General features: G+C 56.3%; 20 protein-coding genes, 3 tRNA genes and 1 pseudogene. 9 read left to right on the plus strand and 15 right to left on the minus strand.

Annotated elements, in window-relative coordinates:
* The 3 genes and pseudogenes from IFT84_RS21300 to IFT84_RS00010 all read right to left on the minus strand — a co-directional run.
* Positions 1-62: pseudogene (locus IFT84_RS21300) on the minus strand (GTP-binding protein); the annotation flags it as partial.
* Positions 63-235: 173 nt separating this feature from the next.
* A tRNA-Gly gene (locus IFT84_RS00005) sits at positions 236-309 on the minus strand.
* A gap of 22 nt (positions 310-331) precedes the next feature.
* Positions 332-416: transfer RNA gene (locus IFT84_RS00010), tRNA-Tyr, on the minus strand.
* A gap of 212 nt (positions 417-628) precedes the next feature.
* Here IFT84_RS00010 and rlmB point away from each other — a divergent pair.
* Together rlmB and IFT84_RS00020 are read left to right on the plus strand one after the other, a co-directional pair.
* Positions 629-1,501 carry a 23S rRNA (guanosine(2251)-2'-O)-methyltransferase RlmB gene (gene rlmB / locus IFT84_RS00015; RefSeq protein WP_192116611.1) on the plus strand — a complete coding sequence of 291 codons (873 nt, stop codon included), beginning with the start codon at positions 629-631 and terminating at the stop codon, positions 1,499-1,501.
* A 68-nt stretch (positions 1,502-1,569) separates the two neighbouring features.
* Entirely contained in the window at positions 1,570-1,899 is a 330-nt protein-coding gene (locus IFT84_RS00020; protein ID WP_192116612.1) for a hypothetical protein, read from the plus strand.
* Positions 1,900-1,909: 10 nt separating this feature from the next.
* Here the strand turns inward: IFT84_RS00020 and IFT84_RS00025 are convergent.
* A tRNA-Thr gene (locus tag IFT84_RS00025) sits at positions 1,910-1,985 on the minus strand.
* A 166-nt stretch (positions 1,986-2,151) separates the two neighbouring features.
* Here IFT84_RS00025 and IFT84_RS00030 point away from each other — a divergent pair.
* The gene (locus tag IFT84_RS00030) at positions 2,152-2,925 is read left to right on the plus strand and encodes an NAD kinase (protein ID WP_192116613.1); all 774 of its coding nucleotides are present in this window, start codon (positions 2,152-2,154) and stop codon (positions 2,923-2,925) included.
* Positions 2,926-2,965: 40 nt separating this feature from the next.
* Here IFT84_RS00030 and prfB read toward each other — a convergent pair.
* The 3 genes from prfB to IFT84_RS00045 form a co-directional block, all read right to left on the minus strand.
* A protein-coding gene (gene prfB / locus IFT84_RS00035; protein WP_192116614.1) for a peptide chain release factor 2 occupies positions 2,966-4,097 on the minus strand; the annotation gives its coding sequence in 2 pieces (ribosomal slippage) (positions 2,966-4,027 and positions 4,029-4,097; 1,131 coding nt in all).
* 71 nt (positions 4,098-4,168) lie between these two features.
* Positions 4,169-6,628 carry a penicillin-binding protein 1A gene (locus tag IFT84_RS00040; RefSeq protein ID WP_192116615.1) on the minus strand — a complete coding sequence of 820 codons (2,460 nt, stop codon included), beginning with the start codon at positions 6,626-6,628 and terminating at the stop codon, positions 4,169-4,171.
* A gap of 245 nt (positions 6,629-6,873) precedes the next feature.
* On the minus strand, positions 6,874-8,088 hold the full coding sequence (locus tag IFT84_RS00045; protein WP_192117526.1) for an N-acetylmuramoyl-L-alanine amidase: 1,215 nt from the start codon (positions 8,086-8,088) through the stop codon (positions 6,874-6,876).
* 665 nt (positions 8,089-8,753) lie between these two features.
* On the opposite strand from IFT84_RS00045, the gene IFT84_RS00050 reads away from it, so the two are divergent.
* The 5 genes from IFT84_RS00050 to aat all read left to right on the plus strand — a co-directional run bounded on the left by IFT84_RS00050 (position 8,754) and on the right by aat (position 15,564).
* Positions 8,754-11,750, plus strand: a complete 2,997-nt coding sequence (locus IFT84_RS00050) for an Rne/Rng family ribonuclease (RefSeq protein ID WP_192116616.1) — start codon at positions 8,754-8,756, stop codon at positions 11,748-11,750.
* A gap of 269 nt (positions 11,751-12,019) precedes the next feature.
* On the plus strand, positions 12,020-12,775 hold the full coding sequence (locus IFT84_RS00055) for a DsbA family protein (RefSeq protein WP_342212815.1): 756 nt from the start codon (positions 12,020-12,022) through the stop codon (positions 12,773-12,775).
* Positions 12,776-13,111: 336 nt separating this feature from the next.
* Positions 13,112-13,582, plus strand: coding sequence for an acetyl-CoA carboxylase biotin carboxyl carrier protein (gene accB, locus IFT84_RS00060; RefSeq protein ID WP_192116618.1), 471 nt, complete (start codon positions 13,112-13,114; stop codon positions 13,580-13,582).
* A gap of 11 nt (positions 13,583-13,593) precedes the next feature.
* Positions 13,594-14,949 carry an acetyl-CoA carboxylase biotin carboxylase subunit gene (gene accC, locus IFT84_RS00065; protein WP_192116619.1) on the plus strand — a complete coding sequence of 452 codons (1,356 nt, stop codon included), beginning with the start codon at positions 13,594-13,596 and terminating at the stop codon, positions 14,947-14,949.
* The gene (gene aat / locus IFT84_RS00070) at positions 14,950-15,564 is read left to right on the plus strand and encodes a leucyl/phenylalanyl-tRNA--protein transferase (protein WP_192116620.1); all 615 of its coding nucleotides are present in this window, start codon (positions 14,950-14,952) and stop codon (positions 15,562-15,564) included.
* On the opposite strand, the gene IFT84_RS00075 is transcribed toward aat, so the two are convergent.
* The 7 genes from IFT84_RS00075 to IFT84_RS00105 form a co-directional block, all read right to left on the minus strand.
* Positions 15,565-16,011 carry a DUF2155 domain-containing protein gene (locus IFT84_RS00075; RefSeq protein ID WP_244651038.1) on the minus strand — a complete coding sequence of 149 codons (447 nt, stop codon included), beginning with the start codon at positions 16,009-16,011 and terminating at the stop codon, positions 15,565-15,567.
* A 127-nt stretch (positions 16,012-16,138) separates the two neighbouring features.
* Complete coding sequence (locus IFT84_RS00080; RefSeq protein WP_192116621.1) at positions 16,139-16,534, minus strand: NADH:ubiquinone oxidoreductase subunit NDUFA12; 396 nt, start codon at positions 16,532-16,534, stop codon at positions 16,139-16,141.
* Positions 16,535-16,637: 103 nt separating this feature from the next.
* Positions 16,638-17,135, minus strand: a complete 498-nt coding sequence (locus IFT84_RS00085; protein ID WP_192116622.1) for a GNAT family N-acetyltransferase — start codon at positions 17,133-17,135, stop codon at positions 16,638-16,640.
* Entirely contained in the window at positions 17,135-18,637 is a 1,503-nt protein-coding gene (gene gatB / locus IFT84_RS00090; protein WP_192116623.1) for an Asp-tRNA(Asn)/Glu-tRNA(Gln) amidotransferase subunit GatB, read from the minus strand. The genes IFT84_RS00085 and gatB overlap by 1 nt, the downstream gene beginning before the upstream one ends.
* A gap of 54 nt (positions 18,638-18,691) precedes the next feature.
* Positions 18,692-20,173: an Asp-tRNA(Asn)/Glu-tRNA(Gln) amidotransferase subunit GatA gene (gene gatA / locus IFT84_RS00095; RefSeq protein WP_192116624.1), complete on the minus strand. Its 1,482-nt coding sequence runs from the start codon at positions 20,171-20,173 to the stop codon at positions 18,692-18,694.
* 68 nt (positions 20,174-20,241) lie between these two features.
* Complete coding sequence (gene gatC, locus IFT84_RS00100; protein ID WP_192116625.1) at positions 20,242-20,529, minus strand: Asp-tRNA(Asn)/Glu-tRNA(Gln) amidotransferase subunit GatC; 288 nt, start codon at positions 20,527-20,529, stop codon at positions 20,242-20,244.
* Between the two features lie 138 nt (positions 20,530-20,667).
* The gene (locus IFT84_RS00105; RefSeq protein WP_192116626.1) at positions 20,668-21,372 is read right to left on the minus strand and encodes a metal-dependent hydrolase; all 705 of its coding nucleotides are present in this window, start codon (positions 21,370-21,372) and stop codon (positions 20,668-20,670) included.
* A 78-nt stretch (positions 21,373-21,450) separates the two neighbouring features.
* Here IFT84_RS00105 and ruvX point away from each other — a divergent pair, with 78 nt between their 5' ends.
* Positions 21,451-21,933 carry a Holliday junction resolvase RuvX gene (gene ruvX, locus IFT84_RS00110; RefSeq protein ID WP_192116627.1) on the plus strand — a complete coding sequence of 161 codons (483 nt, stop codon included), beginning with the start codon at positions 21,451-21,453 and terminating at the stop codon, positions 21,931-21,933.
* On the opposite strand, the gene IFT84_RS00115 is transcribed toward ruvX, so the two are convergent.
* Positions 21,930-23,567, minus strand: a complete 1,638-nt coding sequence (locus tag IFT84_RS00115; RefSeq protein ID WP_192116628.1) for an acyl-CoA dehydrogenase family protein — start codon at positions 23,565-23,567, stop codon at positions 21,930-21,932. The genes ruvX and IFT84_RS00115 overlap by 4 nt on opposite strands.
* Positions 23,568-23,707 lie beyond the last annotated feature (140 nt).

A 23,707-nucleotide genomic window follows, 5' to 3' on the forward strand; every position in this document is an offset into this window, starting at 1 on the left:
ACGTGGCCAATCGTGCCAATGTTGACGTGCGGCTTGTTGCGCTCAAATTTGCTCTTTGCCATAGTGAACGTTCCTGTCATAGAAAGTGTGCGCAACCGGCGATACCGGTTTGTGCAGCCGTTTAAGGCTTTCAGTCAGTTAGCGCAAGACTTAAATGTTTGTTTAAGAGAACAAAGCGGGTTTCATCTTACCCTCTCGGTACAGACCAATCTGCTTGTTTCGAAAGCTATCCGCTTGGAGCGGGTAGCGGGAATCGAACCCGCGTATTCAGCTTGGAAGGCTGCTGCTCTACCATTGAGCTATACCCGCGGCCTTTGATCCGGTGACAGAATGGTGGAGGGAGTTGGATTTGAACCAACGTAGGCTGAGCCAACGGATTTACAGTCCGTCCCCTTTAACCACTCGGGCATCCCTCCAGGTATCTGTCTGGATCATGCGACCAAGCATTTTCGATTGATCCGGTCCGTTCGTCGGCGTCTCAATCTGCGCCGGGTATATGACGGGCCTCTTTGACTCTGTCAACACGAACAGCCAGAAAAAATGAAGGAATTTGCGAATTCGTTCAATCCGTCCCGCCTTTACGGCCTTCCCGACTTTGCGAGTTCACGTTCGCAAGGTATAAGCCGACATGAGCAAAGATACACCTGATACCAAGAACCCAAAAGACACCCATTACGCCACGTTGCGGCGCGCGCACCGTGATGCAAAACGCGAGCGTGGAGATATACCAACGCCCCGCGATGACCGACGCCGAAAAGGCCCGGCAGACTGGAAGCCGCCGGCATTGGCGCCAGAGCAGGTGCTGCTGTACGGCATTCATACCGTGCGTGCAGCTTTGGATAATCCGCAGCGCAAAATCATTAAACTGTCAGTAACGCCGAACGCGGCGATCCGGCTGGAACTGCCGGACAATCTGCCCTTCCCCGTGGAAACCGTAAAGCCACAGGATCTGGACAATATCCTTGGACCTGACGCGATCCATCAGGGCGTTATGCTGGAGACCAAACCCTTGCCGGTCAAGCGGCTGGATGCTTTGAAGGACAGCCCCCTGATTCTGGTGCTGGATCAAGTGACCGATCCCCACAATGTGGGCGCCATCATGCGCTCGGCTGTTGCGTTCAACGCGGGCGCTATTATTACCACAATACGCCACAGTCCGACCGAATCGGGCGTGATGGCAAAGTCGGCGTCGGGCGCGCTGGAAATGCTCCCCTACATACAGATCACAAATCTGGCCAACGCGCTGGATGAACTCCATTCGATGGGGTTCACATCCATAGGGCTTGATTCGGAAGGCCCCGCCCCTCTGGAAGGTAGCCTGAACGGTCAAAAGATCGCTTTGGTACTGGGCGCGGAAGGGAAAGGCTTACGCCAGAAAACGCGGGACACGGTCCATACGCTGGCTCGGCTGGATATGCCGGGGGCCATCAAGTCGCTGAACGTATCGAACGCTGCGGCCATTTCACTGTATGCCGTCACCGGCTATCTCAATCGTCGCTGACGCCACCCGCGCATCGATACCTTCCGGTCCCGCCACTGCGGGGCCATCCATTATTGCGAGGAATCCTCATGTCGCGCAGATCAGTGATCGTTATCGCCGTCGTCGCTGTGATTCTCGTTACGGCGGTCGCCGTTGCGCGCTGGAATCTATCGCTGGGAAAAGCAGCGCTTTTACAGGTCGCGCAGCAAGGTAATCTCTGTAAATCGCCCGATTGCAGCGACGGCATTACCTATGCCGCCAACTATCTCGGCCAGCAATTCGGTTTATCCGCCGAACTGGTGACATGGTGCATGGGTGTGGATTCACAGTCCGGAGGACGCACAGCTGTTCATGGGACCGTAAAAACCATCTGGCTCAATACGTTATATCTGCCTTGCGGCGAACCCATTACAGAATAAAGGAAAAAAGTGGTGCCCCCATCAGGATTCGAACCCGAGACCCCCTGATTACAAATCAGGTGCTCTACCAACTGAGCTATAAGGGCGGCGCTGCGGAGGGAATTAGCATATTCTGTGGTGGTGTAAAGCGGAAAATGCATCATGTGCAATTTAAGTTTGGGGCGAAAGCAGACAGAGGCGAATGGTCGCCTGATTGAGTGCGACGAGCGTGCTAGTCTGCCTGCCGGAACAGTTAGCGAATCGGAATAGACGATGATCCCACAGAATTTTCGCCTTGCATTTGTCGCGTCAGATGCACCCGATGCGCAACTGGCCGCAGCCGAACTGAAAGAGGCGTATGAGCATGTAGCGCCTGCTGATGCGGATGTGGTGGTTGCCCTTGGAGGTGATGGTTTTATGCTGCAAACCCTTCACACGACCATGGGCAGCGATAAAACTGTCTACGGCATGAATCGAGGCTCGGTCGGGTTTCTGATGAACCGCTATCGCGTCGAGGGCTTGCAGCAGCGCGTTGAAAACGCGGTGGAAAATGCATTCCAGCCGCTGGAAATGCGGGCGGTCGGATCTGATGGATCCGAGATCTGTGCGCTCGCCATCAACGAGGTCTATCTGTTTCGCCAGTCCTTTCAGGCGGCTAAGCTACGCGTCGTGGTGGATGGACGTGTGCGTCTTGAAGAATTAACCTGCGATGGAATACTACTTGCAACCCCTGCCGGGTCGACCGCGTATAACCTGTCGGCTCACGGTCCAATTCTGCCCCTGGATGCACCTCTTTTGGCCCTCACCCCGGTCTCGCCGTTTCGGCCCCGGCGCTGGCGCGGCGCTTTGTTGTCGAACAGGGCGACGGTCGAGATCGAAATTCTCGAATCGGAAAAACGTCCGGTGAATGCGGTTGCCGATCATGTCGAAGTCAAATCGGTTCAGAAACTGACCATTGCGCAGGCGACGTCTTCGACCGCTCGTATGCTCACTGACCCCGACCATTCATGGTCGGAGCGCATTCTCGCCGAACAGTTCTCGTTTTGATGCCAAGGCAAATTGAGCGGCTAGAATGGCCGCTCACCGATTATGCCAGATCATCCACGACCGCGTCGGAGCCGCCATTGACGCGGTGCGCAAGGGCAGCTTCCATGAAGTCACTGAGATCACCATCAAGAACGCCCTGCGGGTTCGTGCTTTCAACGCCGGTGCGCAAATCCTTGATCAGCTGATAGGGCTGGAGAACATAGGAGCGAATCTGGTGCCCCCAACCAATCTCGGTTTTTGATGCCGCTTCCGCGTTGGCAGCATCCTCGCGCTTTTTCAATTCGCTTTCATAGAGACGGGCACGCAACATATCCCAGGCTTTTGCCCGGTTCTTGTGCTGCGAGCGTTCCTGCTGGCACTGCACCACAATGCCGCTTGGAACGTGCGTGATTCGCACTGCCGAGTCGGTCGTGTTGATATGCTGCCCACCTGCGCCAGACGCCCGGTACGTATCGATGCGGCAGTCGCTTTCGTTGATGTCGATCTGTATCGAATCATCAACAACGGGATAAACCCAGATGCTGGAGAACGATGTATGCCGCCGTGCATTGCTGTCATAGGGTGAAATACGCACCAGACGGTGAACACCCGACTCAGTCTTCATCCAGCCATAGGCGTTATGCCCCTTGACCAAAAGGGTCGCAGATTTGATACCGGCTTCTTCCCCGTCGTGGATTTCCAGAAGCTCGACCTTGTAACCCTGACGTTCGGCCCAGCGGGTGTACATGCGCAACAGCATGTTGGCCCAATCCTGGCTTTCCGTACCGCCGGCACCCGAATGCACCTCGACATACGTGTCGTTAGCATCAGCCTCTCCAGACAGCATGGCTTCGACTTGGGCGCGCGCCGTTTCGGTTCTGAGCTCCCGGAGCGCATTCTCGGCGTCCGTTATAATGTCCTGATCGCCCTCTTCTTCGCCAAGCTCGATGAGTTCGATACTGTCACGCAACCTTGTTTCAATAGCGCGTAAACCAGTGATTCCGTCATCCAGATGCTGGCGTTCGCGCATCAGCTTCTGGGCCTCGGCAGCATCGTTCCATAAGCTCGGATCTTCCGACTTGTTGTTCAACCAGTCCAGTCGTCTTACCGCCTGATCCCAGTCAAAGATGCCTCCTCAACAGGCTGATAGCCTGCTTGATTTCGTCGACAATGTTCTCGATTTCATTCCGCATAATTGTCTTTTCTTGCCATGGTTCGGAGTTGGCCTGCATAGCCATCCAAAACTTCTCTGTAAAGTGACGCGCTAATAAAGACCACCAGCTCCGGATGTTACCGCTTGATTTGCCTGCGGCGACGAACGGAGAATTTCCTCCGGCGGAACATACTCATTGCCGCCGATGACCGAGTACACGGACGCTGGCCCTGTGCCAGGCTTGAAGGCTTCCATAATGGTATCGGGATCTCCTGCAGCCGATTCCATTCCGGTCTTACGGTTCACAGGAATAAGCTTCATACCCTCAGGTACAACGAATTCCACCGGCCGTGTGCCGGCCACCGCAGCCTGCATAAATTCGTTGAACATGGGAGATGCCAAGCCGCCGCCAGTTGCGCCGCGTCCCATGGGCGTCGGTGAATCGAAACCGATGTAAAGCCCGGCAACGAGATCGGCGGTGTAGCCGACGAACCACGCATCTTTTTCATCATTCGTGGTTCCGGTCTTGCCCGCAACCGGACGGTCCAGCTTAACCTTGCCAGCCGCAGTTCCGTGCTTGATGACGCCTTCCATCATGGATGTAATCTGGTAGGCGGTCATGGGGTCCAGAACCTGCTCGCGATTATCCGTGACCGTCGGCTCCTCTTGCTCCTGCCATGCGCCAGCGGTGCAGGTTTCGCAAATCCGCTCTTCATGCTTGAAGATCGTCTTGCCGTATCGGTCCTGTATTCGGTCGATCAGGGAGGGCTTTATCTGCTTGCCGCCATTGGCAAGGACTGCATAGGCCGACACCATGCGCAAAACCGTGGTTTCGCCCGAGCCCAGCGACATAGCCAGAACCGGCATCATTTTGTCGTAGATACCAAATCGCTCGGCATATTCCGCGACGATCTCCATACCCAGATCCTGCGCCAGACGCACCGTCATCAAGTTGCGGGAGCGCTCGATGCCAAGCCGTAGCGTGGACGGACCAGCCGAACCGCCACCGTAGTTCTCCGGCCGCCAGACCTGACTGCCGTTGGTGATTTCAATCGGCGCATCCAGAATCACGGATGCTGGTGTGTAACCGTTGTCCAACGCAGCCGCGTATACGAAAGGCTTGAACGAAGAACCGGGCTGGCGCATGGCTTGCGTCGCACGGTTGAACTCGGACTGGCTGTAGGAAAAGCCCCCAGCCATCGCCAGCACACGTCCCGTATGCGGGTCCATGGCAACCAGACCGCCCTGCACTTTCGGTGGTTGACGCAGACGATAGCTGTCGCCGCCGTCAGCCAGTGCTTCCACATAAACGACATCGCCCGGACCGACGACATCGGCAGGAGACCGCGCGGCTTTTCGCGCATTGTTGGAGGAGCGGTAGGCCCATTTCATATCATTGGCCGCCACACGGCCTGTCTGACGTTCGGCCACGACCTTGCCGGAACCGTCCTTGCCGGGCTGCAAACCGATCTCCAGACCGTTTTTGCCAGCGGACAGAACGACCGCCAAACGCCACTCGGGAACATCGGTGAAGGCCGGAATGTCCGCCAGGGGTACACCCCAGTCCCCGCCAATCTCGATGGACTTCAGGGGGCCATGGAAACCACGGCGTTCGTCATAGCCAATCAAGCCGTCCTGCAAGGCTTTGCGGGCAGCAATCTGGATGCGCGGGTCGAGCGACGTGCGGATAGACAAACCGCCCTCATACAACTGCTTTTCGCCGTAACGCTGGATGATCTGGCGTCGAACCTCTTCTGCAAAGTAGTCCGAGGCAAACAGATGGGTGCCGCCGCGACGCAGGCTTACACCCAGAGGCTGCTTCTTGGCTTCATCGCCATCCGGCTTGGTCACATAGCCATTTTCAACCATGCGATCGATAACCCAATCGCGACGTCCGACAGCGGCGTCCGTGTTCTTGAAGGGATTGTAGTTGTTGGGACCTTTTGGCAAAGCTGCGAGGTAAGCGGTCTCGGCAATCGACAGTTCCGATACCGACTTGTCAAAATAGGTCAGCGCTGCGCCCGCAATGCCGTAGGCTCCCATGCCGAAATAGATCTCGTTGAGATACAGCTCCAGAATCCGGTCCTTGCTATAGGCCTGCTCGATACGGAAAGACAGAATTGCTTCCTTGATCTTGCGCTCGTATTTTTGCTCGCTCGTCAAAAGGAAGTTCTTGGCGACCTGCTGTGTAATGGTGGACGCGCCCTCAGGTCTGCGACCACCACCGGCGAGTGCGTTCTGAATATTGGAAATGACCGCACGCGCCAGACCAGTAGGATCAACACCGGGATGGTTGTAGAAGTTCTTGTCTTCAGCAGAAATAAAGGCAGCCTTCACCCGGTCCGGCACTGCCTGAATGGGAAGATACAGACGCCGTTCATTGGCATATTCTGCCATAAGCTCGCCGTTGCCTGCATGAATGCGGCTGGTCACCGGCGGGGAATAGGTGCTCAAAACTTCGTAGTTCGGCAAGTCTTTGGTAATGACGCTTAGATAAACAGCAGCTACCGCGGCAGCGCCAAGCACGAAAAAGACACCGATTCCGAAGAAATATCCAATCAATCTGATCATCAGCGGCTACCGGTACCTTATCATCTGCCGTTACAGGGCCAGAACGTCCGTTCAAGCCCAAGCATCCTGCGCGGCAATACGCGAGGAGCCCTCTCCGCTGTATCGTGCGGAATGTGAGCAAAATAGGGCTGCATTTCGCAAAGCAACAGAAGCGCGCTCGTTAAACAGCGATGCTGCTCTATTTGCAACACAAAACCTAGCGGGAAAATATGTCCGAAACCGGATTGCCGGATACTTTTGACGGATTATCCGCCGTTTGCGACGACAGGCGCGCGGTACTTCCGCACAGCGTTACTGACGAGATCGGCAACCTTGGTGCGCCATTCCGCATCCAGCAAAAGCTTCTCATCATCCTTGTTCGACATAAAGCCAAGCTCAAGCAGAACCGACGGAATATCCGGCGCCTGCAGAACGCGAAAACCCGCATGGCGGTGCGGATTGTTGATCAGGTTCACCTGACCCTCAAATGATTCGACAATCGAGCGGGCGAGATTGATGGAAAACACCTGCGTTTCGCGTCGGGTCAGGTCGAGAAGAATGTCAGCCACCTCCGGCGGTTCGCTTTCCATGGCGACACCTGCCAGTTGGTCCGAGAGATTTTCGCGGGCGGCAAGATTGGCAGCAAGGCTGTCGGATGCGCGATCCGAAATGGTGTAGACCGTGGCGCCGCGAATATCCTTTTGCCGGACCGTATCGGCGTGAATGGATATAAAGAGACTGGCGCGCGCTTCACGGGCGAGTTGCACCCGCTGCGGCAGCGACAGGAACTCATCCTTCTCCCGCGTCAAAAAGGCCTTCACACCCTCTTGCCGATTCAAAGCATCGACCAGTTGGCGGGAAAAATCGAGCGTGACGTGCTTCTCCTCGGTTTTCGTCGCAAAGCCGAGTGCACCGGTATCAATACCGCCATGGCCAGCATCAACCGCGATGAGATAATCGCCGGGCTTTGCCGGCTCGACGGGCCGGACGGACTTGGTTGAATCTGTTTTCCAGCTCTGGGCCGCGACCAATTCGGCAAATCGTTTGTCCGTGGTGATGGCAGCGTCCAGTATCAGCCGAAAGCCTTTCCCGCCCTCTACTTCCTGCACGTCCGTTAGCACCATGGCGACAGGGCGTGCCGATGTTAGTACGAGACGAGCATGGCCCTGCCCCATCGCGCCATAGCGAATGTCGCTAAACAGACCCCGTGCCTTCAATTGGTCGTCTGGAAAACCGAATGACGTTTCGGGCAATTCAACGATGATACGAGCGGGACCGGTAAGGTAATGAAGGCTGAACTCAGGCTTGCGATCGAAGTCAAGGATAATGCGTGTTCTGGCATCATCTCCCGCGATACGCGCTTCATACGCGACCAGTGGGGCTGCACTGGCAAAACCACAGACCAGAACCATTAAGGCAAGCATACCAAGAAGGAATGTCTGCACTGGCTTGACTATTGTCTGCCCGGCCGTTCGCCGCATCACACTCATCACTGTTCTCACACGCGCCATGCCAGCAGTTGTGCCATTGTATAGTTAACCGGAGCTTAAAACGTGTAGCCTGTGTCAGGCATACCAGCTGCAACCAGGGGGCACCTCAGAGGAACGAATCCATCAATATTATGGCGGATTTGGCTTTTCCCTTGCCAATGTGGACGAGAAAACTTACAAGCAAAGCGAGGGAGAAAGTGTTGACGGGATAGTGTCACAAACGGCGGCCGCACAACTGATTGAGGTTTGGCGCCAAGCATGGTCGGATTCGCGTGTAACGCAGGCCATTTGCCGATTGTAACGATGATACATCAGCCGTCGCCTCGCTTTTCCCCTGAAACATTGGATCGCATAACCGGCGGTGGCCGGGCAAGTTCATGGTGATTTTCACCAAAAGCCCTAGCGGGTATTTCATCGGGCCTTAGGCCTATCGACTTTGTCATTCTAGTTTGGGCGCTGATATTGTCTCAGCCATATGTTTCAGAAGTGAAGAGTTTGCGGAGCGAAAATGTTCCCGCTTCCCTCTGGCTGCTGTGCACTGCTGCGCGCCATGCAAGAATATCACCATCCGGCGCACTCGCTGAATTGCATTGCAAGTTTTCTATCGAAAATCGTTTGCCTGCCTTTTTGAGACTGCGCCGAGGAGCACACCTCAAATGGCAGAAAAAATGCTTATCGACGCGTCTCACGCTGAAGAGACCCGTGTTGTTGTTGTCCGCGGTAACCGGATAGAAGAATTCGATTTCGAATCTGAGCATAAAAAGCAGATTCGCGGCAATATCTACCTCGCGAAAGTCACACGCGTAGAGCCCTCCCTGCAGGCAGCATTTGTTGATTACGGCGGCAACCGCCACGGCTTCCTTGCATTCGCAGAAATTCACCCTGACTATTACCAGATTCCACTTGCCGACCGTCAGGCTCTTCTGCGCGCCGAAGCGGAAGATGCGCGCAACGACGACGACATCGAATCCGTCGAGACGGGCACCGAGGTCGTCGATACCTCCAAGCCTGACGCCGAGGCGGAAGACGGTGTTGTAATCGAGACAAATACCGTTGAAGACATCGAAGCCGCAACAGAAGACGCACCGACGGAGGACGTAGCCGCCGCTTCTGTCGCAGCAGAAGAGGTTGTTGAAGAGGTCGTCGAGAAGCCAAAGACCCGCCGCCCTCGTCGCAGCACAAAAAGCAAAGCTGCGGCGGAAGAGACCGTTGCCGAGACGCCTGAAGATGACGTGGCCGCTGAACCCGTGGTCAGCGACGAAACAGTGGATGAAGACGACAGCAAGGGTGGCGAGATGGCCGCCGTTGTCGATACCGACTCCATTTCCGAAGAGCGCGAGCCGCGCTCGCGGGGCCGTGGCCGTGGTCGCAACCGTGACGACGATGATGATGACGGTGAAGAAAAAGAAGTCATCGAGTCCGTCGGCGCGGAAGATGCGATGGAAGAAGTACCGGATCGCGCATCGCGCCGTCCGCGCAAACAGTACCGCATTCAGGAAGTCATCAAGCGTCGCCAGATCCTGCTGGTTCAGGTGGCGAAGGAAGAGCGCGGCAACAAGGGTGCGGCTCTCACAACCTACCTGTCACTGGCCGGTCGCTATTCCGTATTGATGCCAAACACCGCGCGTGGCGGTGGCATTTCGCGCAAGATCACCAATGTTCAGGATCGCAAGCGCCTCAAGGACATTGCAAAGGGTCTGGAAGTGCCGCAGGGCATGGGTGTGATCCTGCGCACAGCGGGTGCCAACCGGACCAAAGTCGAAGTCAAGCGCGACTTTGAATATCTGATGCGCCTGTGGGAAAACGTCCGCACGCTGACGCTGAGCTCGACAGCTCCATGCCTCGTTTATGAGGAAGGCAGCCTTATCAAGCGGTCGATCCGCGATCTCTACAACAAAGATATCAGTGAGATCATCGTCTCCGGCGAAGAAGGCTACCGCGAAGCCAAGGGCTTCATGAAGATGCTGATGCCGAGCCACGCCAAGGTCGTTCAGCCTTACAGGGACGTTCACCCGATCTTTTCCCGCTCGGGGATTGAGGCGCAGCTCGACCGTATGCTGACGCCGCAGGTTACGCTGAAATCCGGCGGTTATATCATCATCAACCAGACCGAAGCCCTAGTCGCCATTGATGTGAACTCCGGTCGCTCGACCCGTGAGCATTCGATTGAAGACACGGCGCTTCAAACCAATCTGGAAGCGGCCGAAGAAGTTGCGCGCCAGTTGCGCCTGCGCGACCTTGCCGGTCTGGTGGTCGTCGATTTCATCGATATGGAAGAAAAGCGCAACAACCGCGCTGTTGAGAAGAAGCTGAAAGACTGCCTGAAAAACGACCGCGCCCGCATTCAGGTCGGTCGCATCTCGCACTTCGGTCTTCTGGAAATGTCGCGCCAGCGCATCCGCGCATCGGTGCTGGAAAGCACGATGCAGGTTTGCCCGCATTGCGCCGGAACGGGCTATATCCGCTCCCAGTCGTCCGTCGCGCTGCATGTGCTGCGTGGAATTGAAGAGTATTTGCTGAAGAACACCACTCACAACATTACGGCACGGACGACGCCGGATATCGCACTCTATGTATTGAACCAGAAACGCAGCACGGTGATCGATTTTGAAAACCGCTTTGGCGTTTCCATCACCATCGAGGCAGACGCGGACGTCGGTGCCCTGCACTTTGCGATTGATCGCGGTGAGGCTGTCGAGAACCCGGTGACAATCGAGCAGATCATCCACTTCGCTGCCGACATCGAGGAAGAGGAAGATCCCGTCATTGAAGACGAGATCGATGAAGAAGACATCGAAGCACAGCCGGAAGCTGTCGTAACGGTGGCCACAACTTCCGACGACGACCAGAACGGGCGCAAGCGCAAGCGTCGTCGTCGTCGTCGCGGCCGCAACGGTCACGCTGACGAAAGCGCAGGATCCACAACTGAAGCCAACGGCATCACCGTTGCCGAGGATGATGATTCGGACGAGGATGACGCGGGAGACGATGCCGCTGCCGAAACCGAAACGGTCAGTGACGGCGACGATAGTGCAGACGAGCGTCGCAAGCGCCGGCGTCGTGGAAAACGCGGTGGTCGTCGCAATCGCCCTGAAGGTGACGAAGCGGTTTCCGCTGACACGGCAACACCGGACGCCGAGGTTGAAACATCCGCCTCCTTTCACGAAGGCGACGTGGTTTCAGAGGCAGCGACAGACGTTGCAGCGAGCAGCACTGAACCTGACGCGGTGGTGGAAGCGCCGACCGTAACTGAGGAGCCGGTAACCGAGGAGTCCGTTTCAGCTGAAACACCGGAGCCGGTAGAAGCCGTTAAGCCCGCAAAGCCAAAACGGGCCCGCAAGCCAAAAGCTGCTCCTGCTGCCGAAGTGTCTGAGGCAGCCGTAGTCGACACAGCTGCACAGGCTGAGATCGAGGGTCAGCCAACGGATGCTCCGGCGGAGCCTGAGGCCGCCGCTACACCAGTCGATGCGAAGGTTGAGGATGCTGCCGCCGACCTGGACGAAGCTGCCGCCACCAAGCCCAAGCGAGCCAATCGCGGTAGCGATGTGGTGACCGGCGAAGCGACGGTGACCTCATCGAACACGCCAACGACCGATGATGAGGCTGCGAAGCCGAAAAAAGGTGGCTGGTGGCAGCGTAAAGGCTTCCTGTAAGTCAATCATATCTGCGAAACACCCGGCCTTGCGCCGGGTTTTTTGTTTTCGAAACTGAGTTAAGCGCGGGCTTCAAGCATTTGATTTCATTGGCCCAAGGTTGGTACGAAGCAAACATTTTGATTCCGAATTAGTACCTATTTCATTGATTTCATTAGGGATTTGACTGTCGTCTGATGTTTGTGATTTATACTAACCGCAGGGTTTCGAAACTCCAGGCAGAAACGTATGATCGTCTCAAACCGATCCGCCGAATAAGAGGTTCACCCGTGCCGAAAAAAATACTGCTTGCTGCCAGCATTCTCGTCGCATCTATCCTGTCCACGCCAATCGCAAGCTACGCGCTCGACGATCAACAGAAACAGGAAATCGGCAGCTTCATCCGTGAGTATCTGGTTGAGAATCCTGAAATCATGCTGGAGGTGCAGGACGCCCTGACGAAGAAACAACAAGCCGCACAAAGCAAACAGGCCGAAGTGAAGATCGCTGAAAATACGCAGGCAATTTTCAACTCGAAATTCGATGCGGTGCTGGGTAACCCCGATGGCGATGTAACGATTGTTGAGTTCTACGACTACAATTGTGGCTACTGCAAGCGGGCGCTATCCGATATGGACGCTCTTCTGTCCGAAGATAAGAAGCTTCGCTTTGTTCTGAAAGAACTTCCCATTCTCGGTCCTGAGTCCATGGAAGCGCACAAGGTTGCCGCTGCCTTCAAATCGCTTGCCCCGGCAAAATATCCAGAGTTTCACCGTGCGCTTCTGGGCGGCGAAGGTCGTGCGGATGAAGCAACCGCCGTGGAACTGGCAGGCAGGTTGGGCGTAAAAGAGGCCGCTCTTCGCGCTGTCATGGAAAGGCAAGACGATGCCTCCGTGCGTGAGGCCTACAAGCTGGCAACCGATCTCGGCATTACCGGCACGCCAGCTTACGTGATCGGAACGGAGACCATTTCCGGTGCGGTCGGAGCAGCGGCCTTGCAGCAAAAAATCGCCAATGTGCGCGCCTGCGGCAAGGCAACTTGCTAAAACAGAGCTGCCGTCCACTTGTGGACCAACAGGGTAAGGCCTCCAAAGGGCTTTCCCTCGCGTTCTCATGCGTTTATAGATAAGTTCAAGCAATGAACCGGAACCCTCTATGGCACCGACATTTTTCGTATCCAACAGGTCTATCCTGAATGCGCGGAACCTTGTCGTCGCGCTTGTCGATACCGTCCTAATTCTGTGTCGACGAAAAGAATTCCGCCACAAATCCATGGTTTGTGCAACGGATGATTATACAAGGTGCGGTTTCGGTACGTTCAGTTCCATCAAGGCGCTTTGTGCGCTGCACACAATCCAGACAGTTCAAACAGAGGCTTAAACATGGCTGACCAGAAACCCGGTATCGATCAGGGACTTATCCGCGATCTCGCGAACATTCTCAATGAGACGGATTTGACCGAAATCGAAGTTGAGCAGGATGATCTGCGCATCCGCGTTTCGCGCGCCGGCACACCGCAATATGTTTCAGCACCTGTTCCGTTGGCACCTGCGCCTGGAATTGCTTCCGGTGCACCAGCCGCTGCCACTGCACCTGCCGCAGAAAGCGCACGCAACCCGGCCAACACGGTTAATTCACCTATGGTCGGCACAGCCTACCTGGCCCCGGCACCGGGTGCGCGCCCATTCGTTGAAGTCGGCGCGACGGTCAAGGAAGGGCAGACATTGATGATCATCGAAGCCATGAAAACGATGAACCAGATCCCTGCCCCCAAGTCTGGCAAGGTCAAGGAGATTGTCGTGCAGGATGGCGCGCCTGTCGAATATGGTGAAGCCCTGATCGTTATTGAATAAGGCGCAAATTGATGATTTCAAAAGTCCTTATTGCCAATCGCGGCGAAATTGCCCTTCGCGTTCTGCGCGCTTGTAAGGAGCTCGGCATTGCCACTGTTGCCGTGCACTCGACAGCCGATGCTGATGCCATGCATGTGCGACTGGCCGATGAAAGTGTCTGCATCGGTCCGCCGCCGTCGCGCGACAGCTATCTGAACATTCATCAGATCGTTGCCGCCTGCGAGATTACCGGCGCAGATGCCGTGCATCCCGGCTACGGCTTTTTGTCGGAAAACGCGAAGTTTGCCGATATTCTCGATGCCCACGGCATTACCTTCATCGGACCGACCGCCGACCATATCCGCATCATGGGTGACAAGATCACCGCAAAAAAGACAGCGCTTGAGCTTGGCATCCCGGTTGTTCCGGGTTCAGACGGCGAAGTGCGTGAAGACGACGCTCTTGAGGTTGCACGGCAGATCGGTTTTCCTGTTCTGATCAAGGCAACCGCCGGCGGCGGTGGGCGGGGAATGAAGGTTGCCCACAACGAGGAAGAACTGTCCGAAGCCGTGTCCACGGCCCGCTCGGAAGCTTTGGCTGCCTTCGGTAACGACGCCGTTTATATGGAAAAGTATCTTGCCAAGCCGCGCCATATCGAAATTCAGGTGGTAGGTGATGGTGAAGGCAATGCGATCCATCTCGGCGAACGCGATTGCTCTCTCCAGCGCCGTCACCAGAAGGTGTGGGAAGAAGCCAACTCTCCGGCCCTAAACCGCGAACAGCGCATGGCCATCGGCAAGATTTGCGCCGATGCCATGAAGAAGCTGAAATATCGTGGCGCTGGTACGGTTGAGTTTCTCTATGAAAATGGCGAGTTCTACTTCATCGAAATGAACACGCGTTTGCAGGTTGAGCACCCGATTACGGAAGCGATCACCGGGATTGATCTGGTCCACGAGCAGATTCGCGTGGCCTCCGGTGGTGGCCTGTCTGTTACGCAGGACGATATCGTGTTCAGCGGACATGCTATCGAGTGCCGTATCAATGCTGAAGACCCACGAACATTCGTTCCCTCTCCGGGCACGATCACGCATTTTCATGCGCCGGGCGGGCTTGGTGTTCGCGTCGATTCGGGTGCCTATCAGGGCTACCGAATTCCGCCCTACTACGACAGCCTGATCGGCAAGCTGATTGTTCATGGCCGTACGCGTGTGGAATGCATGATGCGCTTACGACGTGTTCTGGATGAGTTTGTCATCGACGGCATCAAGACCACACTGCCGCTGTTTCAGGACCTCATCAACAATCAGGACATCGCCAACGGCGACTATGACATCCATTGGCTGGAAAACTATCTGGCTGAGACAACGCCGCCGAAAGCGCAGTAAATGAAAGGGTCGCGCAGCCGGCAACCGGATATTACACCGGACTTGCTGCTGCGCGCCTACTCTATCGGCCTGTTCCCCATGGCCGACTCGGCGGATGACCCGGAATTATATTGGGTTCAACCCGAACTTCGTGGAATTATTCCGCTGGACGCGTTCCACATTCCGCGCAGCCTCTCCAAAGCAATGGCCAAAGCGCCGTTTTCGCTTCGCACCAACACAGCTTTTAAACGGGTGATGGAAGAGTGCGCCGCCCCTGCCCCGGATCGTCCATCAACATGGATCAACGCAACCATACGCTCGCTGTACTCGGAACTGCACCGTATGGGCCACGCTCACAGCGTTGAAGCCTGGGAGGGTGACATGCTCGTCGGAGGTCTCTACGGCGTCTCCCTTGGCTCCGCCTTTTTTGGCGAAAGCATGTTTTCGCGCCGCAGCAATGCGTCCAAGATTTCGCTCGTTCATCTGGTCCATCATTTGAAAGACCGACAGTTCACGCTTCTCGATACCCAGTTTACCACGCAGCATCTGTCCCAGTTCGGTACGATCGAAGTGCCGAAAAAGGACTACAAGCGGTTGCTCGCTAGAGCGATGGCATCGCCCGATCTTGAATTCTGATTATTGCGCAGCCGCATCGGGCTTTGGCAGATCGGAGCTGGCTTTGCACTCCTGCAGCCAGACGTCATAGACGGGGTGCTCAACAGCGTTCAGGCCCGGACTGTCTGCAAACATCCAACCCGTAAAAATACGACGGATTTTACGGTCCAGCGTAATTTCATCGACCTCAACAAAGGTGGTTGTCTTGGGTGTTTCGGTCGCATCACGATTGTAACAGACCCGCGGCGTTACCTGCAAAGCACCGAATTGAACGGTCTCGCCAATATATACGTCAAAGGTTGTGATTCGTCCGGTAATCTTATCAATGCCGGAGAAGACAGCGACAGGGTTGGATATGCGATTGGCGTACGCTTGGCCGGTTATCAATACGAACGCGAGCGCTGCTACGCAGGGAGCAAGTGTACGGGCAACCCCGAACACGCCTTTCATTATCCTAGCATCACTCATTGCGTATCCCCGCCGTAAATACAGCGTTTGTTGCGTCAAGCCGTCAAGAAGCTTTTTGAAACCCATCGATCATCATGGGCCCCAAAATTCAGGTACGATCTAGTTTGACATTGCGGCGAAATGCCGATCAGCCGCCGGGTGTCCAGGCATCGTAGTCGCCTGTTACGCGAGGACGTTCACCGCCCTTGGCAATGGAACCCTGAGGGCGATACGCCATGGCGGTACCGGTCGGGTTTGGACGGTGGGCCTGCTGCCAGTCCCGCGCCTGATAGTTTTCGTCCGCAGGCGGTACATCGGTGCGGTGATGCATCCAACCGTGCCAGCCGGCAGGAATGGCGGAAGCGTCCGCGTAACCATTGTAAATAACCCAGCGGCGGGAGCGCCCTTCGGAATCCTTGCCACCGGTGTAGTAGACATTTCCAAACTCATCGGTGCCGACGCGTGTTCCAAAACGCCATGTATGGAAACGGGTGCCGACGGTCTGTCCGTTCCACCAGGTAAAAATCTGCAGCAAAAACTTCATGATGCGTCCTCAGCCATTCCGGCATTCTCGCGCCTGTTTATTGTACTCTATATGTCGCGAAGCAGATCATTGTCCAGCGTTTCCGCAGGCCCTGTCGTCCGCGTCAAACGCCAATCAAAGGCTTTTCCATGACCCAGATAGAGCCCAGTGCCGGGTCTTCATCGGTTTCAACGCGTATGCGCTCAAACCCATGGGCGTAGTAGAAGGCAATCGCACCCGCGTTTTGCGCCGCCACTTCCACACGAACCTTCTTGGCGTCCGGAAAACACGTCTCAAGTTCCGCGAACATCGCGCGTCCGATACCTTGACGCTGAAACTCCGGCAGAACGTACAGATGGCTCAACACCACAGTCGCCGCACCGTCTTTCGCCAATGCCGCAAAGCCCATGCCGCCCAGACGCTTGCCGTCATCGGCGACGACAAACTCCGCGTCTTTACGGGCAAGCCTGGCTTTCAATGCAGGAACGGAATGCCAGTTTTCAGTGATTTCACGAACCTTATCCGCACCGAAGAAACCGTCATAGGTCGCGTGCCATGTAGTGACAAGCAAACGATTGATTTCGGGCAGGTCTCGCTCGCTTGGCGTTCGCACAAAGAACATCAGTCTTCCAGACCCAGCTTTACCTTCACGAGCGCTTGCACAGCCTGCGGGTTGGCCTTGCCGCCCGTGGATTTCATCACCTGCCCGACAAACCATCCAGCCAATGACGGCTTTGCCTGTACCTTGGCAACCTGATCAGGATTTGCGGCAATGATGTCATCCACGGCTTTCTCGATTGCGCCCGTATCCGTCACCTGCTTCAGGCCGCGCGTTTCAACGAGTTCTGCAGGATTACCGCCATCGTTCCAAATGATTTCAAAGAGATCCTTGGCAATCTTGCCAGAAATGGTGCCGTCCTTGATCAGGTCGATGATACCGCCGAGTTGAGCAGGCGAAACCGGAGTCTCTTCAAAGGCTTTTCCAGCTTTGTTCAAGGCACCTAACAGGTCGTTGATAACCCAGTTTGCTGCGATCTTCCCATCCCGACCGGCAGCAACAGCTTCAAAATAGTCCGCAATGGCCTTCTCGGAAACCAGCACCGAGGCGTCGTAGACGGACAGACCGAGTTCCGCGACGAAACGCTCTTTTTTGTCATCTGGCAATTCAGGCAGATCAGCCTTCAGCGCATCGACAAATGCCTGATCGAACTCCAGTGGCAGCAGATCGGGATCAGGGAAATATCGATAATCATGCGCATCTTCCTTGGAGCGCATCGACCGGGTCTCACCCTTGCCGGGATCGAACAGCCGGGTCTCTTGATCAATCGTGCCACCATCTTCCAGAATGCCGATCTGGCGTCGTGCCTCATACTCAATGGCCTGACCGACAAAACGGATGGAGTTGACGTTCTTGATCTCGCAGCGCGTGCCGAAATCTTCGCCCGGGCGACGAACCGAAACGTTCACATCGGCACGCATGGAGCCTTCGTCCATGTTGCCATCACAGGTGCCGAGGTAGCGCAGAATGGTGCGCAACTTTGTGAGATACGCCTTGGCCTCATCCGATGAGCGCAAATCCGGCTTGGACACAATTTCCATCAAAGCCACGCCGGACCGGTTCAGGTCGACATAGGACATGGAGGGATGCTGGTCGTGCATCGACTTGCCAGCGTCCTGCTCCAGATGCAGGCGCTCAATGCCAATTTCAACATCTTCAAACTGCCCCTGACGATCCGGGCCGACCGAGATGACGATCTTGCCCTCACCCACGATCGGGTCCTTGAACTGGGAAATCTGGTAGCCCTGCGGAAGATCCGGGTAGAAATAGTTCTTGCGGTCAAAGATCGAGCGGTTGTTGATCTGCGCTTTCAAGCCCAGGCCCGTGCGCACGGCCTGCCTGACGCACTCTTCGTTGATGACGGGCAACATGCCGGGCATGGCCGCATCCACCAGCGAAACGTTGGAATTGGGTGCGTTACCGAAGACGGTCGAGGAACCGGAAAACAGTTTGGACTGGCTGGTTACCTGGGCATGGACTTCCATGCCGATAATAACCTCCCAATCACCGGTGGCACCGGGAATATAGCGTTTCGGTTCAGAAATGCGCACGTCAACAAGGGTCATGTCTTACTCTTTGTCTTCTAGTTGGTCTTCGCTCACGGAGATGACGCGAACCAGCTACCACCATTTTTTCGGCGTGAATGTTCCTGCTGCTTTCTCAATGACGCTTGCCACCTGAAACAGCGTTTCTTCCTCGAACGGCTTTCCAATCAATTGCAGCCCCAGCGGCAACCCGTGTGCATCCAGCCCGGCGGGAACGGAAAGACCAGGCAAACCGGCCATGTTCACGGTAATGGTGAAAACATCGTTCAGGTACATTTTCACAGGATCGGCTGCCAGTTCCTTGTCGCCAATGGCGAAGGCGGACGATGGCGTGGCGGGTGTGAGGATCGCGTCGACACCGGCATGGAAAACGGTCTCGAAATCCTGCTTGATCAGGGTGCGCACCTTCTGCGCGCGCAGGTAATAGGCGTCGTAATAGCCAGCGGACAGCACATAGGTGCCGATCATGATACGGCGCTTGACCTCGTCGCCGAAGCCAGCGGCGCGCGTTTTCTCATACATGTCGGCAATGTCTTTACCATCCACACGCAAGCCGTAACGAACGCCATCATAACGCGCGAGGTTGGATGATGCTTCTGCCGGAGCTACGATGTAATAGGCTGGAAGCGCATATTTGGTGTGAGGAAGCGAGATATCGACGATCTCGGCACCGGCCTCACGCAACCAGGCAATGCCCTGCTGCCAAAGCTGTTCAATTTCCTCCGGCATGCCCTCGACACGATATTCGCGGGGAATGCCGATCTTCATGCCGCTCAACGATTTGCCGATAGCGGCTTCGTAATCAGGCACCGGAAGGTCCACGGATGTTGTGTCTTTGGGGTCGACGCTCGCCATGGCTTTCAGCAGGATGGCGGCGTCGCGCACGTCGCGGGCAATCGGGCCAGCCTGATCCAGCGATGACGCGTAGGCTGCAATTCCCCAGCGCGAGCAGCGCCCGTAGGTTGGCTTGATGCCGACAGTGCCGGTAAAGGCTGCGGGCTGGCGGATGGAGCCGCCCGTATCCGTGGCTGTTGCACCGGCGCACAGAAACGCGGCAACGGCGGCGGCAGAACCGCCGGATGATCCGCCGGGTACACGGTTTTCTGTGGAGCCATCCGCCCGCCATGGGTTGATGACCGGACCGTAGTAAGAACTTTCGTTGGACGAGCCCATGGCAAACTCATCCATGTTGAGCTTGCCGAGCATCACGGCACCGGCATCCCACAGGTTTTGGGTTACCGTGGATTCGTATTTGGGCTTGAAACCATCAAGTATGTGGCTGGCTGCCTGCGTGTGCACATCCTGTGTGGCAAACAAATCCTTGATGCCAAGCGGTATGCCTTCCAGCACACCAGCCGAGCCGGACGCAATCCGCTGATCGGAAGCAGAGGCTTGGGCGCGGGCCAGATCGGGCGTGACGGTGGTGTAGGCGTTCAGCGTACCATTGGCAGCGTCAATGGCGGACAGATAGGCATCCGTCAGTTCCAAGGCCGTAAATTCCTTGGCGGTCAGTTTTTTGCTGGCTTCAGCAATGGTCAAATGGGTGAGGTCGGTCATTGTCAATCACTTCAATTTCAGCAAAACGGGCAAAAATTCCGGCAAAACATAGAGGCGGAACAGCAAACCTATTCAACGACCTTGGGAACGAGGAAGAAATTGCGGTCTGAATTCGGCGCGTTGGCAACGATATCGTCTGCCTTGTTGCCATCCGTCACAGCGTCCACGCGCTTCTTCATCAGCATGGGGGTAACGGAAGTCATGGGCTCAACGCCATCCACATTCACCTCAGACAATTGCTCGACGAAACCCAGAATGCCATTGAGTTCACTTTCCATACGCGCGGCCTCGTCATCGCTGACGGCAATGCGGGCGAGGCGCGCGACGCGCTTTACGGTGGCTAGATCAACGGACATGACGGTCTCCGGGAGAATGCAGGCTCATATATAAGTGTGTTACCGCTATAATGGCCTACGGTGCGGCACGCAACGGCCAATGCACAGCGCCGTTGCGTGAACGCCGGGTTTAGCGCGTTTCCAGTACGCGCCAGCGACCTACCGCGTGATAAAACCGCCCACATTCGGTGTTTCCACCGTCGTCGCACTTCCGTCCATGGCTTGCAGGAAGACCTCAGGCGTTTGGTCGACTATGGGGAAAGACCCATAATGGCAGGGGATAACGGTCTGGAACTTGAAGTAACGCTGCACAGCCAGACCAGCCACGGCACCGCCCATGGTAAAGCGGTCGCCGATCGGCACAAGGCCGATTTCCGGCTCATGCAGTTCCTGAATGAGCGCCATATCGGAAAAAATATCCGTATCGCCCATGTGGTAGAGCGTCGGCTCGTCCTCAAAATGCAGCACGAGACCATTCGCGTTGCCAAGGCTGTGGGAAACGCCATCGTCGGTAATCTGGGCTGACGAATGAAGCGCGTTGACGAAGGTTGCAGAAAAACTGCCGAGATTGACCGTGCCGCCGGTGTTGCCCATTTCCAACGCATCCACACCCTTACGCGACAGCCAAGCGGCAAGGTCGGCATTGGCGAGAACGGTGGCACCGGTTTCCTTGGCAATGGCGATGGTGTCGCCCACATGGTCTCCATGGCCATGGGTCAGCAGAATATGGGTTAGACCATCGGTTGCACCACGCCGGTCCTCGTCGCGAAACGAAGGGTTGCCGGTGAAGAACGGATCGATCAAGATTTTCGCCTTCGCCGTTTCCAGGTGAAATGCGGAATGGCCAAGCCATTGTATTTTCATGGGTGTGCTCCGTCTGTTTGTGCTATGCGCCGCCTGAGATATAAGTGCTTATAGCGCAGTTCAAAGGCTTGGATCTGAATGCCCGTTCTTTCAATCGACGAATTAGCACAGACTCTTGCGACATCACAGGCGGTCGCCGGGCTTGATCTCGGCACGAAGACAATTGGAATTTCGGTCTCCGATCTCAGTCGTCGATTTGCCACCCCCCGCGATGTGTTGATGCGCACGAAGTTTTCCGTAGACGCGCAGGTATTGCTGGCAACCGCCGCGAAAGAGCGGATCGTCGCCTTTATCATCGGCCTGCCCATCAACATGGATGGGTCCGAAGGCCCGCGCGCGCAGGCGACCCGCGCATTCGTGCGCAATATGGTTCAGAAAACCGATCTGCCATTCGTGTTCTGGGATGAGCGGCTGTCCACCGTCGCAGCCGAGCGCACATTGATCGAGATGGATGTATCCCGCAAAAAACGCGCCGCGCGGATCGATTCGGCAGCGGCATCCTTTATCCTGCAAGGCGCGTTAGACCGCATGACCATGATTGCCGAACAGGCGAAACCCTAATCAGCAGCTGGGTACAACAGGTCCAGAATATAGTTCGAATCAAACCGCGAATCGAGCATGCCGTAGGTTGAGCGCCAGCCCCCTGCCAGCCGTGATTCCAAAAATGCGTCTGCAACACGCCCCGCACCCAACCGGTACAGTTCGGCTGCCGCTGCGGCCAGCGCCAGTTGCTCAATCAGCAGGCGGGCAGCCCCCTCGTCCCGCTCACACAGCGACATGGCAGCGCGCAGCACATCCAGTGTTTTCTTGGCAGCCGGGCCAAGGTCGCGGCCAATGGATACGAACAATTGCTCAAACAGATCCCGCCCGCGGTTCAAAACCCGCAGAAGGTCTATGGCCATAACATTGCCCGGCCCTTCCCATATCGCGTTGGCGGGTGCCTCACGATAGTGCCGCGCAATCGGGCGGTCCTCGACATAACCGCTGCCGCCGATGCATTCCATCGCTTCCTGAATGAGTGCAGGCGCGATCTTCGTGCACCAGTATTTGACAACCGGTGTCATAATCCGGGCATAGGCTGCATCCTCGGGGCTGCTGCCCGCCCGGTCAAACGCATCAGCCAGTCGGAAGCAGAGCGCGCTGGCCGCAGCGACGTCCAGTGCCATATCCGCCAGTACCCGCGCCATGATCGGCTGCGACGACAACGGTTTTCCAAACACAGAACGACCACGGGCGTGATGCACGGCCTCCGCGAGACTTGCCCGCATCATACCGGCCGATCCAAGTGCGCAATCCAGCCGTGTCAGCGTAACCATATCAAGCACCGTGCGCACGCCGCCATCGGTTGTGCCGAGCAGGAAACCGAACGTGTCGGTAAACTCAACTTCCGCTGTGGCGTTGGAGCGATTGCCGATCTTGTCCTTCAAGCGCTGGTAGCGCAGACCGTTGGCCGATCCATCTTCCAACAGACGCGGCACGAGAAAGCATGCAATGCCGTCGCGCGTCTGCGCCAGCATGATGAAGGCATCACTCATCGGCGCAGATAAAAACCATTTATGCCCTGCCAGCCGATAGATGCCCTCGCCCACCCGCTCCGCAGTGGTGTCGATTGCGTGGACATCTGTCCCCGCCTGCTTTTCCGTAACCCCCATTCCGATGGTAACTGCGGATTTCTGAATGGCCGGTTTGTTGCCCGCATCGTATTTTCGCGACAGAATTTTGGTCGCCCAATCCTTCTGAATTTGCGGTGCCGCCATCAAGGCGGCGACGGACGCACTGGTCATTGTCATGGGTGACAGATGCCCGTTTTCCAGTTGCGCCGTCAGGTAGTAGCGAATGGCACGGGCCTTGTGCGAACGGCCCCGCTCGTCAGCAATATTTTCCCAGGCGGATGCGTGAAGTCCAGCGCCCATGGAGCGCCGCATCAGGGCGTGCCATGCGGGGTGAAAATCAACAACGTCCAGACGTTCGCCGCGCGGACCATGCGTGCGCAGTTGCGGCACGCCGTGATTGGCCATGCGCGCCAGTTCCTGCGCTTCTGTCGACGTTACATACCGGCCAAGGGATTCAAAATCCTCGCGAATCGCACGCGGCATCGGTGCGGTCACGTCCACAACCAGTGGGTCTGACCGGTAGGCGTTGATACCGGACCACGGTCTGGGCTGGTTCAGCTGTATCGTCTTATCTTGGCTCATGGGGGGCGTTCTATCCCAAGAATGGTTGACGGGAAACTATCAGCATTGCGGACCGCATATAAAAAGCGGGGTGTTAAGGCTGTGCACAACTTGTGGCAACGGTGCGCCACCTTTATACAGCAACGAACTTCACTGTCTGA

Origin of the sequence: Rhizobium sp. CFBP 8762 (genome assembly GCF_014841565.1) — a bacterium.
Taxonomy (GTDB): Bacteria; Pseudomonadota; Alphaproteobacteria; order Rhizobiales; family Rhizobiaceae; genus CFBP-8762.

Coding starts and splice junctions, on each gene's coding strand:
- rlmB (WP_192116611.1), top strand. CDS start 629: ATGAGCAAAGATACACCTGATACCAAGAACCCAAAAGACACCCATTAC.
- IFT84_RS00020 (WP_192116612.1), top strand. CDS start 1,570: ATGTCGCGCAGATCAGTGATCGTTATCGCCGTCGTCGCTGTGATTCTC.
- IFT84_RS00030 (WP_192116613.1), top strand. CDS start 2,152: ATGATCCCACAGAATTTTCGCCTTGCATTTGTCGCGTCAGATGCACCC.
- IFT84_RS00040 (WP_192116615.1), bottom strand. CDS start 6,628: ATGATCAGATTGATTGGATATTTCTTCGGAATCGGTGTCTTTTTCGTG.
- IFT84_RS00045 (WP_192117526.1), bottom strand. CDS start 8,088: ATGCGGCGAACGGCCGGGCAGACAATAGTCAAGCCAGTGCAGACATTC.
- IFT84_RS00050 (WP_192116616.1), top strand. CDS start 8,754: ATGGCAGAAAAAATGCTTATCGACGCGTCTCACGCTGAAGAGACCCGT.
- accB (WP_192116618.1), top strand. CDS start 13,112: ATGGCTGACCAGAAACCCGGTATCGATCAGGGACTTATCCGCGATCTC.
- accC (WP_192116619.1), top strand. CDS start 13,594: ATGATTTCAAAAGTCCTTATTGCCAATCGCGGCGAAATTGCCCTTCGC.
- aat (WP_192116620.1), top strand. CDS start 14,950: ATGAAAGGGTCGCGCAGCCGGCAACCGGATATTACACCGGACTTGCTG.
- IFT84_RS00075 (WP_244651038.1), bottom strand. CDS start 16,011: ATGAGTGATGCTAGGATAATGAAAGGCGTGTTCGGGGTTGCCCGTACA.
- IFT84_RS00080 (WP_192116621.1), bottom strand. CDS start 16,534: ATGAAGTTTTTGCTGCAGATTTTTACCTGGTGGAACGGACAGACCGTC.
- IFT84_RS00085 (WP_192116622.1), bottom strand. CDS start 17,135: ATGTTCTTTGTGCGAACGCCAAGCGAGCGAGACCTGCCCGAAATCAAT.
- gatB (WP_192116623.1), bottom strand. CDS start 18,637: ATGACCCTTGTTGACGTGCGCATTTCTGAACCGAAACGCTATATTCCC.
- gatA (WP_192116624.1), bottom strand. CDS start 20,173: ATGACCGACCTCACCCATTTGACCATTGCTGAAGCCAGCAAAAAACTG.
- gatC (WP_192116625.1), bottom strand. CDS start 20,529: ATGTCCGTTGATCTAGCCACCGTAAAGCGCGTCGCGCGCCTCGCCCGC.
- IFT84_RS00105 (WP_192116626.1), bottom strand. CDS start 21,372: ATGAAAATACAATGGCTTGGCCATTCCGCATTTCACCTGGAAACGGCG.
- ruvX (WP_192116627.1), top strand. CDS start 21,451: ATGCCCGTTCTTTCAATCGACGAATTAGCACAGACTCTTGCGACATCA.
- IFT84_RS00115 (WP_192116628.1), bottom strand. CDS start 23,567: ATGAGCCAAGATAAGACGATACAGCTGAACCAGCCCAGACCGTGGTCC.